Below are 14141 nucleotides of genomic sequence, written 5' to 3'. Positions count from 1 at the left end.
TTTCAGATTCCTTGCGTCACTTTTTTCCTTCTAATGGCTTTCGGCTGGCTTCTTTCCAGTGCTTTGTTGACCCAGGCGGAGTTGTTGAGATACCAGGTCATCGTTTTTCTAAGGCCGCTGGAAAAGTTATCAAGGGGTTGCCAGCCCAGTTCGCTGCGTATTTTAGTAGTATCCAAGGATAGATAGGTTTGGTAGTCGGGCAGGCAGGTGTCATAAGTGATTAGATTACAGTAACTAGTTGCTGCGGGCTGGAGTTCATCCAACTGGTGACAGACTTGGTTAAGCAATTGGTGGCGGCTAAGGGGTTCGTTGCTGCTGATGTGATAGCTTTCTCCCGGACGTCCTGAAAGCAGTACCTGGTAAAGAGCGCGCACATGGTCTTCAACATAGAGCCAGTCTTTTATTGCTTGGTTGGTGCTGGGAATTAACAGAGGCTGTTGATTTAAGGCCTTGATCACTAAGGCTGGCAGAAGCTGGCTAGGGTGTTGACGAGGCCCGTAGTTGCAACATGAATAGGTCACCAGAATAGGCAGTTGATAGCAGGCTTGCCAGGCTTTGACGAGCTGATCGGCAGAGGCTTTGCTGGCTGAGTAGGGGGAGTCGGGTTGATAACTGTTGCTTTCAGCCAGGGTGTTGGTTAGTTTTTGTTGGTTGCCAAAAACCACATCACTAGAGACTTGTAAAAAGCGAAAGTCCCTGTGTTTATGGGCTGGAAGTTGTTGCCAGTAATGGCGCGTGGCTTCTAAGAGGTGGAAGGTGCCTATACACTGGGTTTGCATGTAGGCTTCAGAGGCCGTGTAGGCCCTGCCTTCAGCTTCATCAGGGGTAGCGGCGGCAAGATGAATTACTGCATCGGGTTGAAATTTTTCTAAGGCTTCAGCAATTCTATCTGGATCACAGACATCACCTCTAAAACTGGTGTAGTCTTTATGCCTGCGGATACTTTGTAAGGAAAGGGGGTTGGCTGCTGGGGTGCGTTTATCGAAGTTAATGACTTGGTGCTCAGTGTTTTGCAAGAGCCAATGAATCAGTGCTGACCCAACAAAACCTGCGCCTCCAGTAATAAGCAATTTCATCCTTGACACTCCTTGTGAAGATCAATCTATGCATCCCTGCAAAATTTAATTGATCAAAGGAGTTTTAACAACACTCCTTTTGTCTTTCCGGGCGGTCACCCATAGTGTGCAGGCGAGTCAATTCGTCGGTGATATGGTCTTTTTTAACTTGGTAGAACTCATTGAGTAGCTGGTAGGTCCAGTGACTTTTGGCGGGCTTGATGCTGTAGTAAACCCACTGTCCCTGGCGACGGTCATGCAGTAGGCCTGTTGCCCTCAGTTGGGCCAAATGCCGGGAGATTTTGGGCTGACTGGTATCTAGGGCGTGACTAAATTCGCAGACACAAAGCTCCTCTTCTTCCATCACCAGTAGAAGAATTTTGCAGCGGGTATCATCACTTAAGCATTTAAAAAACTGGGCGGGGCTAAGCATTTCAGCTTCCTGATAGTCCTTGCCAGAGGCAGCGTTAAAAGGCGGTAGTGTACCAGTCCCTAGACACACTCGCCATCCTTGGCTGTGTCAGTGCTTATTGGCTAAATGGGTGGGTCTGTCCAGGGCGGGCATCTTTTACCAGCACTTCTTCAGTGGTTAAGCGGGGTTTTTTGGGCCAGTTACCGGCACCCTCGTAACCTACGGCAATCATCATAACTGGCAGATAGCGTTCAGCTATTTTGAACTCTTGCTGCAAGGCCTTAGGGTCAAAGCCAATCATAGGCCCGCTGGCCAGGCCGACAGCTGTCGCCGCCGTCATGAGGTTCATGGCAACCATGCTGCCGGAACGCAGTGCTTCGTCGCGACTGAATCCAGGTTTGTCAGCATAGTTTCCGGCAACCATCTCAAGCATTTTCTCAGCCATTTGCTGGTCATAAAGCCCAGCTTCTATAGCCTGCTCATTGACTCTTGCATAGTGTTCATGAGCCTGGGTATCGGCCAAAACAACGAAAGTAACCGCTGCGTCTTCAACTTTTTGCTGATTAAAGGCGACTGCTTTCAAGGCTGCTTTGGCCGCTGGCTCAACGACTGCCAGTAAGCGGGTGTGCTGAATGTTAAAAGCACTGGGCGCTTGAGTTGCCAAATAAACCAGTTGCTCAATTTGTTTTTCAGTCACCGGCTTGTTGGTATCAAAGTGATTGGCTGAAAAACGCTGCTCTAGGGCTTGTATGGCTTGCATAGACTTTCTCCATTGCTCGGTTATTCGACGACAGGAATTTGAGTGAGTTGCCCAGTTTGATAATCTTTGATGGCCTGGTGGATTTCCTCTTCGGTGTTCATAACAAAAGGACCATAGTGAACAACGGGTTCCTTCAATGCAGGCCCGGTCATCAGCAAAAGTCCACTGGCTTCTTCACTGGTTAGTTCAATTTGATTTTGGTCATTGGCTACAAAAGTGCCCAGTTGTCCGGTTTTGACACCCGCATTCAGGCTCCCTTGATAAACATAGGCTAAAAGCTGTTGATTTGGGTTTAAGGTCACCTTAAAGGTCTGGCCTGCTTCCAGTTGTAAATCAGCCATAGCGGCTCCTTCACCCAGTTGAGGAAGACCACCCTGAACCTCGCCTGCATGGGTTTGCCAAGTACCGGCGATGGATTTGATCTGTCCACCTTGCCAGTCCAGTTGTCCCATTTCGGCTGCCCGCAAATCTTTGTAGCGAGGGGCATCCAGCTTGCGCTTGGCAGGCAGGTTGATCCAGATCTGAAAGCCATGCAGGCCGTCGCTATCGGTTAAGGGCATTTCTGAATGGATGACCCCATGGCCTGCGCTCATCCACTGGGCATCACCCGCGTGAACTTCGCCCTTATTACCCATGGAATCTTCATGAGTCAGACCACCATGAATAATATAAGTCAGGGTTTCAAAGCCACGGTGAGGGTGAGGAGGAAAGCCGCCAATATAGTCTTCTTTGACAGAAGCTTTAAGTTCATCAACCATCAGGAAAGGGTCCAGGCTTCCGCCGAAATCATGAATCCGGCGAATTTTAACGCCTGCACCATCTTGTGTGGGTTGAGCTGCTCTAATTTGCTTGAGATGGGTCATTGCTGGTCTCCAAAACGTGATGTTATGGGTACCAGTCTAGCGGTCGGTTTTACAAAATAAAATTGGGAAAATTTGCACTATTCATTCGTCTTTTGTGAATGAATTGCGGGTCTTGGGATTCAAGGGTAATTTGCGGTGGAGTGCAACCTTGGCAAGCATGTGGGCACTGACCGGTGCTGTTACAAAAAGAAAGAGGGTGATCAAGGCTTCTTGAACCGAAATTCCCGGTTGCTGGCTGCTAAAATAAATCAAAGAGCCTAGTAGCGTTGCGCCAACGCCCAGAGTGCTGGCTTTGGTAGGTCCATGAAGACGCATGAAAAAATCAGGCAGACGGGCTAAACCCCAGGAGCCTAAAAGAGCAATAGAGGCCCCAATCAGCAGTAACAGGGTAATTATCAACTCAAGCAGTCCGGTCATTCGATGACATCCCCCCGTAACAGGTATTTGCTCATGGCAACGGTGCCAACAAAGCCCATCAAAGCGATGAGCAAGGCGGCCTCAAACAGAATACCCAGTTGCAGGCGTATATCCGTGAGCACCAGCAGGGCGATACTGTTAATCATCAGGGTATCCAAAGCCAAAATACGATCGGTAATATCCGGCCCCTTGGCAAGGCGATAAAGATTGAGTGCCATGGCCAGGGTGAAAATGCCCATAGCCAGAGGGATGGCCCAGCTCAACATTGGAAAATCTCCAGTAAGACATTTTCGTAGCGCTGTTTGATTTGCGAGATCATTTCAGCCTCTTCACCCTCAAAATGCAGCGCATGAATAAGCAGTTGCTTAGTGTTGGCATCATAGTGCGCAGACACCGTTCCTGGTGTTAGGGAAATAGTGCTGGCCAGCAGGGTAATCGCATAGTCATTATCCAGCTCCACCGGATAGTGAATAAAAGCAGGTCTAAGTCTTTCTGGTTTTCCTAGTAGAAGACGCGCAACCACCCAGTTGGAAGAAAGAATATCGGCGAGAAAAACCAGCAAATAACGCAGCATCAGTAGAGGGTGGCGAACGTGAGGCTGGTCAGGCATAAACGGATGAGCCACCAAGGGTAGCAACCATCCCAAAAAAAGTCCGAGTAAGAGCTGAGCCCAAGTAAAGCTATTGGTCAAAAACAGCCAAAGCAGGACTAAAAAAATGCTCAAGAATGGGCGAGGAAACCCCCAGTTGGATTTAATCATTGCCAGTGACCTCTTGGTAGCAGTGCCTCACGACCAGGAAAGGCCTGGATATAGTTTTCAGGTTGCATCAGCTGTTGGGCGGTCAGTTCCAAATAATCCATAACAGGTTGAGCCTTAACTGAAAGCAAGAAGCTGAGGCTGATCATAACAACAACCAGGCCCAGCTCCCGTTTATTGAGTTTCTTATGCTTTTCGCATTCTGGTGCCCGCCAGAACCAACCGCTACCACAACGACTCAAAGCCACCAGGACCAGAAAACCAGCTGCCAAAAGAACGGCCCAAAGCCACAAGCCTTGGGGGTGGCTGGTGGTTGCCTGAAGTAACCAGAGTTTACTGATAAAACCACTCAAAGGAGGAAGGCCAGCCATACTAATTGCAGCTATAAAAAATAAGCCAGCCATTAGCCAGCGGTGATTGATTCCAGCATGAACATAAAAGCGATCATAGCCCTGGTCACGCTGGCGGCCAACCAAGTCGGCCAGCAAAAAGAAAATAGCAGCCAGACCGGTGCTATGAATGAGATAAAAAAGTGCCGCTGAGAGGGTTTCCTGGGTCGCCAAAGCAATGCTGGCCAGTAAAATGCCCACCGATAAAATGACTAGATAAGCCGTTAGCATCCGCATGCTGGAGGCACCCAAAGCGCCCAGACCACCCAGGAGCAGCGTAGCGAGTGACAAAGGCCACAGCCAGGCCCAGATGGATTCATTCAGGGGGTCGTCACCGAAACCGAAAACCAACCAGAAAACGCGCAAAATGGCATAGATACCGATTTTGGTCATGATCGCAAAGAGAGCAGCAACCGGGGCACTAGCCGCAGTATAAGTACGTGGCAGCCAGAAGAGCAGGGGTAAAAGGGCGGCTTTAATGCCAAAAACCAGTAACAAAAGAAACCCTGCTGCCAGATAAAGCGGGCGATCTTCCTGAGAAACCTGGCCAACAATTTGCGCCAAATCAGCCATATTAAGTGTTCCTGCCAACCCATAGAGAAGCGCCAAGGCAAGAATGAAAATGGCAGAACCGACCAGATTGATCAGCACATAGTGTAAGCCAGCACGACTGCGAGCACGGCTACCTCCATGCAAAATCAGTGCATAGGAAGCGATCAAAAGCACTTCAAAGAAAACAAATAAATTGAACAGGTCGCCTGTTAAAAGCGCACCGTTAATGCCCATCAACTGGAATTGAAAAAGGGCATGAAAATTGGCACCCAAACGGTCAGTGCCCTGGCAGGCGTACAAAAGACAAAAGAAAGCCAAGCCAGCGGTTAGGGCCAGCATTAAGGCAGCTAGGCGATCCAGAACCAGAACAATGCCGAAAGGGGGTGCCCAGTTACCCAAAGCATAGAGCTGATAGTCACCGCTGGCCGCCTCCTGTAACAGCAAGAAGCTTACAATCACCAGTAAAAAGACGGTTAAGCCGCCGACCCAGCGTTGAAAAACCAAGGAAGGGGTGGGGAAGAGCAGCAAGGCACCAGCCAGTAGCGGTAAAAGAATTGGCAAAAGCAACAGATGGCTCATAAGCGGTCCTCATTGGGATCTTCACCATCAACATGGTCGCTTCTCAGCTCGACAGCCGCTTTCAAGGCCAGGACAACAGTAAAGGCCGTCATCGCAAAACCTATGACGATTGCTGTTAATACCAAGGCTTGAGGCAGGGGGTCACCTGGGTGATCGGTAAACCCTATCAAGGCTGGAGACCCCTGTTGAAGTCGCCCCATGCTGAATAGAAAGATGTTTACAGCATGAGACAGCAACGTCAGCCCAAGAATGACGCTGAAGGTACGGCCCCGCAGCAGCAAATAAACACCTGAAGTGGTAAGAATTCCAAGCGTTACAGCAAACAAGGCTTCCATCAGCCAACCTCCTTGCCCGGTCCGGCAACCGTCATCAGGCGACCCAGGTTGCCGAGTATCAGCAAGGTGGCACCGACTACGACGGCATAAACACCGAGATCAAATAAGAGCACACTGGCCAGCTCAATTTCACCCAACAAAGGCAAATCAAAATGCCCGAAAGTAGAGGTTAGGAAGGGGTAACCCAGCACCAGACTACCCATACCCGTAAAGGTGGCGATGAGTAGGCCCGCGCCTATCAGTGGGCGAAACTGGGTACGCATGCGCTCTTGTGCCCAAACCAGGCCGCCAGCCATATATTGTAGGGTGAAGGCAACGGCCGTAATCAGCCCGGCTATAAAACCGCCACCCGGTAGGTTGTGGCCGCGTAGGAAGATATAAGCGGAAACCATTAAGGCAATGGGTAAAACCAGGCGTGCAGTAACACTTAAAATAATCGGGTGGGCCTCAGCAACACCTTGAAGGTTAAGGTTGGAAGTGACCCTTTCTTTTAAATGGAGTTCGCGGGTAAAAGCAAAAACAGCAACAGCAGCAATGCCCAGAACCGTGATTTCTCCAAGGGTGTCAAAACCGCGAAAATCAACCAAAATGACATTGACCACATTGGTACCACCTCCGCCTTCAACGCTCTGGGCAAGAAAAAAGTCGGATATGGATGAGAAGGGACGGGTAAGCACAGCAAAGGCAAGCAGACCAACTAGGCTACCAACACCCCCGGCAAGCAATAAATCCCTGGTTTTGCGCAGCTTTGTGGATTCTTGAGGTGACTCCTGGGGTAGGAAAGAAAGAGCCAGCATCATAATGACGACGGCCATAACTTCTACCGAAAGCTGGGTTAAAGCTAAATCAGGTGCAGAGAAGCGGGCAAAAAACAGGGTGATAAGCAGCCCTATTACGCCAAGTAAAAGGAGTGCAGGCAGACGGTGACGGTGAATTTTGGCAACACTGATTGCGGCCATAGCCATGACTAGGCAACCTAATACAAAGCCAGGCTCCAAAGGTGTCATTGCCAAACTTCCCTGCCAGCTGCTGAGCCCCTGGAGTGACCAACCGACCAAAAGCACGCAAGTCATTAGTATTAAAGCCAGATAGCGCTGCAGAGAGCCATTTTCCAGGTTGTAAACAAGACTGCGTGTCCAGTCGGTTAATCCATGCATAGAACGTTCAAAAATATTCTTGGCATCCACTTCTGGTAAGCGCGCATGAATGGCAAACAAGGGGCCTCTGGCCGCATAGAAAGCCAAGCCGCCGATCAGGGCAAAGAGACTCATATATAAAGGCCAGCCCCCGGATAACTGCGTGAAGTCATACTCAGGCAGACTTACCTGGGTGGCTGCCAGAGCTGCAGGTAGCATCCAGTGTTTAAACAGCCAGTCCGGCCAAAGCCCGATGAGCAGGGTGATCAAGACCAGGGGAATCAACGGCAGTAGGGCTTTTTTCAAGAGTGGCTTGGGTGGATAGTTAGGTAGATCCACAGGGCGACCATTAAAGAAAACATTATGAAAAATACGCATTGAATAGGCGACTGAAAAAAGGCCCGCCACAGTCACCCAAACGGGCAGCAATCCAGCCGCCCAGAAAGGTTGGGTGATGGCCAGGCTTTCGGCAAAGAGCATCTTTTTGCTGAAATAGCCGCTTAGCAAAGGTAGGCCAGCCATGGCCGCTGCTGACAAACCGCTTAACAGGGTCAGCAAAGGATAGTAGCGCCAAAGCCCATTGATACGCTGCATATCCCGGCTACCGGTTAACTGGTCGACATACCCGGCCATCATAAATAGAGGGGCTTTAAAGAAGGCATGGCAAATCAAGTGAAAAAGAGCGATAGCCAGCGCTAAAGGAGTGCCTAGCCCTAATAGCAGAGTAATCAGGCCCAAATGTGACAGGGTCGAATAAGCCAAGAGACCCTTGATATCATGCATAAACATGGCGACAAAGGCGCCGAGCATCAGGGTTGTCATGCCCGCCAGGGTGACTAGATCCAGCCACAAAGGAGTGTCCGCCAGTGCCGGGTGCAGGCGCATCAGCAGAAAAATACCCGCTTTAACCATGGTTGCTGAGTGGAGGTAAGCGGAAACCGGTGTGGGCGCCGCCATGGCATGGGGCAACCAGAGGTGAAAAGGGAATTGAGCGGATTTGGCAAAGGCACCCAATAAAATCAGGACCAGCATCAAACCATAGGATTCACTGGCTTTAATCTGATCACCAGCAGCCAGCACCTCACTTAATTGCCAGCTGCCCACTTCCAGCCCCAAGAGCACCAGGCCGGCCATGAGCGCCAAACCACCACCTGCTGTAATCGCCAAGGACATACGAGCCCCGCGCCGGGCATCACGGCTCTTCCAGGTAAAGCCAATTAAAAGGAAAGAGACTAAACTGGTCATTTCCCAGAAAACTAGCATTACCAAGAGGTTTTCCGACATCACCAGGCCCAGCATGGCCGCCATAAAAATAAGGATCAGGGCATAAAAGCGGGCAGCAGAAGGTTTGCCATCAAAATAAAAGCGGGCATAAAGTAAAATCAGGCAGCCGATGCCTGTAATCAGAAGTGCAAAAATCAAGCTAAGGGCATCAAGGCGCAAGGAAAAACTCAGGCCCAGGGAGGGAACCCAGGTCCAGGTTTGAATAAGAACCTGGCCTGCTAACAAGTCGGGTGTCAGGCTAACGAGTAAAAAAAAGCTGGCCAAAGCAGGCAAGGCTGCGCAGCTTGCCAGTAGCCAAGACGACTTGCGCGCTATGCCCAAGGGCAGAAAAGCACCCACGAGGGGTAGAAGAAAAATGAGGGCCAGTTTCATTAGGGTAAGGCCTGAGTGTTTAACTTTATGATTTTAAATGCTAATTTCTTTATTTTTTTATGCTGCATCGCAAAATTCTGCGACATATTACCACAGGCTCTTGACTGCTTTAAGCAGGATGTTCAATTTCTCTATGACCCTTTAGTCAAAGGGAAGCGTAAGAGGTAGCCATGAAAGTAACTCTGGAACAGTGGCGCATGCTGCAGGCTGTCGTGGAAGCTGGTGGATTTAATCAGGCCGCTGAGATGGTGCATAAAAGCCCATCCAGTGTGCACGCCGCTGTTCACAAGCTTGAACAACAGCTGGGTGTAGACCTCCTTGCTGTCCAGGGAAGAAAAGTCCTTCTCACCGAGGCTGGAAGGGCTTTGCTTCGCCGGGCGCACCTTTTACTTGAGGAAGCCAGGGATTTGGAAGATATGGCCGAGCACCTGGCAACAGGCGTTGAAGCCGAAGTTCGTTTAGCAGTCGATCAGGTTTTTCCAGCTAACCGACTGACAGAAGGTCTGGCCGAGTTTTCTTCACACTGGCCAAAAACACGTATTGAACTTCGTGAAACGGTGCTTTCAGGTGGTGTGGAATTACTCTATGCCGGTGAAGTGGATCTGTTGATTTCGGGCCTGCCTGTACAGGGTTTTATTGGCCGCCCTCTGATGTTAGCTGAATTTATTTGTGTCGCTCACCCCGAACACCCTCTACATCACATGGGTGAACTGAGCTTCAGAGATCTCAAGCGATTTAGACAGCTGGTGATCAGAGACTCTTCAAGCGCCCATCGTTTGGATGCTGGCTGGCTGGAAGCAGAACAACGCTGGACCGTGAGCCATGTTGCCACCTCACTGCGTATGCTCAAACTGGGATTGGGATTTGCCTGGTTACCCCGGCATCTGGTTGCGGAAGCAATAGCTTCAAAAGAACTCCAGCCTTTAAATCTACCCGCGCAAGGATTGCGTCAAGTTCCCCTGCAATTGATTTACGCTGACCCTGAAGGAGCTGGCCCGGCAACCCGTGCCCTGGCTGAGAGCTTGTTGAAAGTGACGGCCAGGGGATAAAAAAGCCCCGGCTGGGCCGGGGCAAATGCTCTATCCAAGAACCTGAAACGGTTGTTGCTTACCAGTCGTAGCGGGCACCGACTGTAATGATGTTTTTGTCACCGATGCCACTAACTTTATCATTGCCTACTGCCAGCTCACCAAAGGTGCGGAAAGCACGTGAGAACTTATAGTTAGCACCAACTGCGATATCTAGGCCATTTTCATCGCCGTCATCGAGGAAGGAAACCATACCGTAAAGATCACCGCTGCCATAAGCATAGCTGCCGCCTGCAGCTAGGTGCAGTAAATCACCGGAAGTTTCAAACAGGACGGATGCAGTCAGATCATCCATTGAGTAGCTGGCACTGGCGCCCAGGATGGGGTCTTCGCCACCTTCAGCATCCTCATTGTTCTGGTCAAAAGCAACTGCGAAGGTGAGGTTATCAATCATGGTGAACTCACCATAGGCCATAAGGTTCCACTCTTCGTCACCGCTGTTAGTGGCGCCTTCAGCATAATGCTTAGCAGAAACACCAAACTGCATGCCACCCAGGTCAGCTGTTTCAAAAGCAACAGTGTCACCACGAGCATTTTGTGAACCAGCATTCAAAGCTCTGTAACCTGCGTTCTCAAAAAGATCCATTACATGAGAAACAGATTGGAAATAAATGGAATCAAAATTACCGAAAGTGACTTTACCAAAATCACCCTGCACACCTACATAAGTGTTGCGTAAGTCATTGAAGATGCGGTCATTACCAGTATCGCTGCCACGGCGGCGTTCGTCGCCTTGAAAGCGAAACTCAACACGGGCGAAAGCAGTTAGATCATCGTTGATCTTGTCACTGGCACGAAAACCAATGCGCGAACCGAGGTCATCAATACTGTTGTCACCATCATCAGCTACTAATGCTGTGATTACACGACCATAGCTATCGACTTTGGTATTGCCGTTGTCACTTTCATAGATGGTAGCAGCTTGAGCGGCACCTGCAGCTAGAGAGGCAACTACAGCAGAGGCAAGTAGCGTTTTTTTCATCGTCATTTTCCTTTATTGCTTAGCTTCGTTTTACGAAGAGTTGGGGGAACTAAACTCACGGAAAGGAAGTTAACAATTGAAAATGACACTTCAGCGGCAGGAAGATGAAAGATTTATGAAAGGAAAATTTAGTTTTTTCAGGAACATAAAAAAACCGGCCTAACTAGAGGCCGGCTTTGTTCACTTGGACTACTACAACTTAGAAGTTGTAAGAGTAAGTGAACTCGATAACGCTGTTATCAGATTCTTCCAGGTCCAGACGGAATGCACCGGTAACATAGTTTTGAGGAATGATTTCTTTGCCAACACCCAGTTCCAGAGTGTTCAGAGTATCAGTGTCCTGCAGGTTGATCAGGTATTCAGCATAGAGATCAACTACTTCTACACCAGTGTAGTCTGCACGCAGTTCCAGCTCGGTGTAGTCAACATCGGAGTCGATGTCGTAAGTGATGTAGGCACTGAAAGAAGTATCAGCATCCAGAGTGTAAAGACCACCGAAGTAGATCCAAACGTAGTCCTGATCAAATTCGTTGTCTAGAGGCTGACCATAGGCAACACCTACATCATAGCCAAATTCTTCAGTCAGGTCAGCAGCATAACCACCGAAAACTTCAATATTGCTTTCTTCAGCAAAATCGTCGCCTTCCAGGAAGTCGTAGGTTTCGAACCAAACACCACCATAGGCGCCGGATTCGTGGCTGTAGACAACTTCGGCTTCAACGGTCAGAGCTGTGTCCTGATCGGAATCGGTTGGCTGAGTAAGCACGCCCATCACATAACCAGATACATCGGCCATGGCTGGAGCTGCAACAAAACCTGTGGATAGAGCAGCGATAGAGGCGGCTACAAGCGTTTTCTTCATGTTTTTACTTCCTTTTCAGTGGTTTACATAATGCATCATGCTATTCAGCATAGGTAGTATGACGCAATTGCGAAACTTTAGTCAAAAGTTCATCTGTCTGTAAAGCTTTTAGGTGTCTTTTTCTGATAAGCCTTTTTTATGCAGAAAATTGACCTGTTTACTAGGATTTGAAGATCCTATCCAGATGTGACGCTTATAATGAATGCAGAGGCCGTGCCAACTTTGCGTTTTAATGTGCTTTTGATGACAATAATATTAGGGTTTGGGCTGCATTTGAAAGCAGTAGCTAAATTATTGACCAATCGATGAGGAGTAAAAAATGCCCTGGATTCAGGTGTGTAGAGAAGATGAGCTGGCTGATGGTCAGTTTAAGATTGTTGAAAATGATGATGGGGATGAGCTCTTGGTTGCTCGGGCTGAAGGGGAGTTAAGGGCTGTTGTCAATGAGTGTTCACATGATCGTAGAGGCTTTGAGGGGGGCTGTATTGAGGCAGGTTTGCTGGTTTGTCCCCGTCATGGTGCACGTTTTTGTTTGCGCACGGGTAAGGCCTTAACACCTCCGGCTTATGTGGATATAGAAACCTTTGCTGTCAAGGTCGAAGAAGGCCATGTTTGGGTAGAGGGTTGAATTTTAATGGGCCTGAAGGCTGGAATCTGGTCCTGGGCTTTCCAATTGGAACTGATTGAATTCACCCGGCGTACTCAAAAGGCGCACCAATCTGGTGCGCTGCTTTCCCTGCTGTCCTGTAATGTCTACTTTTTGCCCTTCCTTGAAAGGAAGTAGGGGAGTAATGACACTGGCAGGCGTATCCAGAATTTTGAGTTCAGGGATCAAAAAACCAGGCATATAGTCCACAGGGTCGCCGACCTTGATCACAGGTTTAAGTGCACAAGGCTGCATTCGGCTGGGCAGTACCTCAACGCCCAGCTGGTAGCCGCCGGGTGCCTGGCGTACCCAACGAATGACTGCTGGTTGCCAAAGATCACGACTGCTTTCTTTTAGTGCCACCAGTTCTCCGGTAGCCAAGTTTCTTGGTGCTTCACCTTCCCAAGCCAAGCAATAGCCTGTTGCACTGGTATTGACCTGCTGTAAGTGATAAACCGGAAAGCGTTTATTAAGTTCATCATCAATTGATGTACTTAGCTCAGAGGTATCTATATCGACCAGTTGCACCTGGCCACTACTCAGGTTTTCAGTGGCGTCATGAGCTGCGGCCCAGGGGTCATCCAGGGGAGTGGTATCAAGAAAAGGGTTGGTTTGCTTTTTGATACTTAGATTTCCGCCCGCTGCCAGCTGCTCAAATGCTTTGCGGCCACTCAAGTGGTAGTGAACGCTTCTTAAGCCCAGAACCAGGCTGACTGAACCCGAAGCTTCAATACGGGGAGCATTTCGGTCTGAATGATTGCTGATTTGGGACAGTAGATGCTGAAGTAACCGGTTGCTAAGAGGAGAAGTGGCTGCTTCGAGTAGTCTTTGGACTTCCAAGGCTAAAGGTTGAGTGTTAATCCCAAAGTCCTGCTCCTGATTGATTTTGCTAAGCTTTTGGCTGCGTCTAGGACAAAAGTTTTGGCTGGCTAATACCTGAAACAGAGCCTGCTCAGAAGTTGGCGCCGTAATCTCCAGTAACTCACTCCACTGAGCCAGCCAGGAATAAATAAGTTCCACCTCATCACTACGCAGAACTTCTGCTTGCACCATGCCCAGGAGAAGGGCCTGGTAGTAGGCCTCTTCGCAGTTGGAAGGGGCCTGGGGCTGAATTTTGCGTTTCTGCAAGCGACTTTGACAAGCCATACGGTAGAGCAGATAAAGCTCCCGCCAGGCAGGCTCGGGCGCTGGAACACTAAATTGGCAGGAGCGGCGAATAAGTGCACTGATATGGGTGGTGGCCTTATAAAGCGCTTGCAGCAAAGAGGGACCCAGAATCTGTGAGGGCAAGTGCTCACGCTGACCGAGTAAATCATGCAGGGTGCGTTTGTAGCCTTGAGCAAGCAGACTATCCAGGTCTTGGGCTGCTTCTCCTTCCTTAGCCAAGTGGTTAGTGGCATCCAGATCCTGACAAACCCGGGTGGCTGTAGAGGCAATCTTGTTAAGCCACTCCAAGCGCCTGGGAGGAGGAAAGTGCAGTTCATTGAATTCGCTCAACAACTGCGCAAGCTTTTCCTGACTGGCTAACGGATGAGCCAGCGGAAGAGTCAGCAACCAGTCTTCCAAGGCTTCTCTACGCAACTCGCAGGTTTCCAAATGGTCGCGGCAGAGTTCAGGGAAATCCAGTGGCAACATACGCATGCTTTTATTCT

General features: G+C 49.5%; 15 protein-coding genes. 2 read left to right on the top strand and 13 right to left on the bottom strand.

Annotated features, from left to right (window positions below):
* Positions 1-2: 2 nt before the first annotated feature.
* The 10 genes from BM185_RS07650 to BM185_RS07605 all read right to left on the bottom strand — a co-directional run bounded on the left by BM185_RS07650 (position 3) and on the right by BM185_RS07605 (position 8911).
* Complete coding sequence (locus BM185_RS07650; RefSeq protein ID WP_091961650.1) at positions 3-1076, bottom strand: dTDP-glucose 4,6-dehydratase; 1074 nt, start codon at positions 1074-1076, stop codon at positions 3-5.
* Positions 1077-1140: 64 nt separating this feature from the next.
* On the bottom strand, positions 1141-1488 hold the full coding sequence (locus BM185_RS07645; protein ID WP_091962723.1) for a metalloregulator ArsR/SmtB family transcription factor: 348 nt from the start codon (positions 1486-1488) through the stop codon (positions 1141-1143).
* 94 nt (positions 1489-1582) lie between these two features.
* Positions 1583-2227, bottom strand: coding sequence for a nitroreductase family protein (locus tag BM185_RS07640; RefSeq protein ID WP_091961647.1), 645 nt, complete (start codon positions 2225-2227; stop codon positions 1583-1585).
* 20 nt (positions 2228-2247) lie between these two features.
* Positions 2248-3090, bottom strand: a complete 843-nt coding sequence (locus BM185_RS07635) for a pirin family protein (RefSeq protein WP_091961645.1) — start codon at positions 3088-3090, stop codon at positions 2248-2250.
* Positions 3091-3171: 81 nt separating this feature from the next.
* Positions 3172-3507 carry a Na+/H+ antiporter subunit G gene (locus BM185_RS07630; protein WP_091961642.1) on the bottom strand — a complete coding sequence of 112 codons (336 nt, stop codon included), beginning with the start codon at positions 3505-3507 and terminating at the stop codon, positions 3172-3174.
* Positions 3504-3773 (bottom strand): K+/H+ antiporter subunit F, encoded by a 270-nt coding sequence (locus BM185_RS07625; protein WP_091961639.1) that lies wholly within the window; start codon positions 3771-3773, stop codon positions 3504-3506. Before BM185_RS07625 ends, BM185_RS07630 begins: the two co-directional genes overlap by 4 nt.
* Positions 3767-4231, bottom strand: coding sequence for a Na+/H+ antiporter subunit E (locus BM185_RS07620; protein WP_245751731.1), 465 nt, complete (start codon positions 4229-4231; stop codon positions 3767-3769). Before BM185_RS07620 ends, BM185_RS07625 begins: the two co-directional genes overlap by 7 nt.
* A 32-nt stretch (positions 4232-4263) precedes the next feature.
* Positions 4264-5784, bottom strand: a complete 1521-nt coding sequence (locus tag BM185_RS07615; RefSeq protein WP_091961633.1) for a monovalent cation/H+ antiporter subunit D — start codon at positions 5782-5784, stop codon at positions 4264-4266.
* Positions 5781-6119: a Na+/H+ antiporter subunit C gene (locus BM185_RS07610; protein ID WP_091961631.1), complete on the bottom strand. Its 339-nt coding sequence runs from the start codon at positions 6117-6119 to the stop codon at positions 5781-5783. The genes BM185_RS07615 and BM185_RS07610 overlap by 4 nt, the downstream gene beginning before the upstream one ends.
* On the bottom strand, positions 6119-8911 hold the full coding sequence (locus tag BM185_RS07605; RefSeq protein ID WP_091961628.1) for a monovalent cation/H+ antiporter subunit A: 2793 nt from the start codon (positions 8909-8911) through the stop codon (positions 6119-6121). The genes BM185_RS07610 and BM185_RS07605 overlap by 1 nt, the downstream gene beginning before the upstream one ends.
* Before the next feature lie 170 nt (positions 8912-9081).
* Here BM185_RS07605 and BM185_RS07600 point away from each other — a divergent pair, with 170 nt between their 5' ends.
* Complete coding sequence (locus BM185_RS07600) at positions 9082-9960, top strand: LysR family transcriptional regulator (RefSeq protein WP_091961625.1); 879 nt, start codon at positions 9082-9084, stop codon at positions 9958-9960.
* Between the two features lie 58 nt (positions 9961-10018).
* Here the strand turns inward: BM185_RS07600 and BM185_RS07595 are convergent, their stop codons facing one another.
* The gene (locus BM185_RS07595) at positions 10019-10981 is read right to left on the bottom strand and encodes a porin (RefSeq protein ID WP_177203510.1); all 963 of its coding nucleotides are present in this window, start codon (positions 10979-10981) and stop codon (positions 10019-10021) included.
* Positions 10982-11180: 199 nt separating this feature from the next.
* On the bottom strand, positions 11181-11843 hold the full coding sequence (locus BM185_RS07590; protein WP_091961619.1) for a TorF family putative porin: 663 nt from the start codon (positions 11841-11843) through the stop codon (positions 11181-11183).
* A gap of 319 nt (positions 11844-12162) precedes the next feature.
* Between BM185_RS07590 and BM185_RS07585 the strand changes: the two genes are divergently transcribed.
* The gene (locus BM185_RS07585) at positions 12163-12471 is read left to right on the top strand and encodes a Rieske (2Fe-2S) protein (protein WP_091961616.1); all 309 of its coding nucleotides are present in this window, start codon (positions 12163-12165) and stop codon (positions 12469-12471) included.
* A 3-nt stretch (positions 12472-12474) separates the two neighbouring features.
* Here the strand turns inward: BM185_RS07585 and BM185_RS07580 are convergent, their stop codons facing one another.
* Positions 12475-14130 carry a hypothetical protein gene (locus BM185_RS07580; RefSeq protein WP_091961614.1) on the bottom strand — a complete coding sequence of 552 codons (1656 nt, stop codon included), beginning with the start codon at positions 14128-14130 and terminating at the stop codon, positions 12475-12477.
* Positions 14131-14141: the final 11 nt, after the last annotated feature.

The organism is Marinospirillum celere (genome assembly GCF_900112235.1).
GTDB classification, from domain to species: Bacteria; Pseudomonadota; Gammaproteobacteria; order Pseudomonadales; family Halomonadaceae; genus Marinospirillum; species Marinospirillum celere.
The sequence above is the reverse complement of the archived record's forward strand: the minus strand, read 5'-3'. Positions and strand labels throughout refer to the sequence as shown.

Excerpts from the sequence above, each read along its gene's own strand:
- BM185_RS07650 (WP_091961650.1), bottom strand. The coding sequence starts at position 1,076 with ATGAAATTGCTTATTACTGGAGGCGCAGGTTTTGTTGGGTCAGCACTG.
- BM185_RS07645 (WP_091962723.1), bottom strand. The coding sequence starts at position 1,488 with ATGCTTAGCCCCGCCCAGTTTTTTAAATGCTTAAGTGATGATACCCGC.
- BM185_RS07640 (WP_091961647.1), bottom strand. The coding sequence starts at position 2,227 with ATGCAAGCCATACAAGCCCTAGAGCAGCGTTTTTCAGCCAATCACTTT.
- BM185_RS07635 (WP_091961645.1), bottom strand. The coding sequence starts at position 3,090 with ATGACCCATCTCAAGCAAATTAGAGCAGCTCAACCCACACAAGATGGT.
- BM185_RS07630 (WP_091961642.1), bottom strand. The coding sequence starts at position 3,507 with ATGACCGGACTGCTTGAGTTGATAATTACCCTGTTACTGCTGATTGGG.
- BM185_RS07625 (WP_091961639.1), bottom strand. The coding sequence starts at position 3,773 with ATGTTGAGCTGGGCCATCCCTCTGGCTATGGGCATTTTCACCCTGGCC.
- BM185_RS07615 (WP_091961633.1), bottom strand. The coding sequence starts at position 5,784 with ATGAGCCATCTGTTGCTTTTGCCAATTCTTTTACCGCTACTGGCTGGT.
- BM185_RS07610 (WP_091961631.1), bottom strand. The coding sequence starts at position 6,119 with ATGGAAGCCTTGTTTGCTGTAACGCTTGGAATTCTTACCACTTCAGGT.
- BM185_RS07605 (WP_091961628.1), bottom strand. The coding sequence starts at position 8,911 with ATGAAACTGGCCCTCATTTTTCTTCTACCCCTCGTGGGTGCTTTTCTG.
- BM185_RS07600 (WP_091961625.1), top strand. The coding sequence starts at position 9,082 with ATGAAAGTAACTCTGGAACAGTGGCGCATGCTGCAGGCTGTCGTGGAA.
- BM185_RS07595 (WP_177203510.1), bottom strand. The coding sequence starts at position 10,981 with ATGAAAAAAACGCTACTTGCCTCTGCTGTAGTTGCCTCTCTAGCTGCA.
- BM185_RS07590 (WP_091961619.1), bottom strand. The coding sequence starts at position 11,843 with ATGAAGAAAACGCTTGTAGCCGCCTCTATCGCTGCTCTATCCACAGGT.
- BM185_RS07585 (WP_091961616.1), top strand. The coding sequence starts at position 12,163 with ATGCCCTGGATTCAGGTGTGTAGAGAAGATGAGCTGGCTGATGGTCAG.
- BM185_RS07580 (WP_091961614.1), bottom strand. The coding sequence starts at position 14,130 with ATGCGTATGTTGCCACTGGATTTCCCTGAACTCTGCCGCGACCATTTG.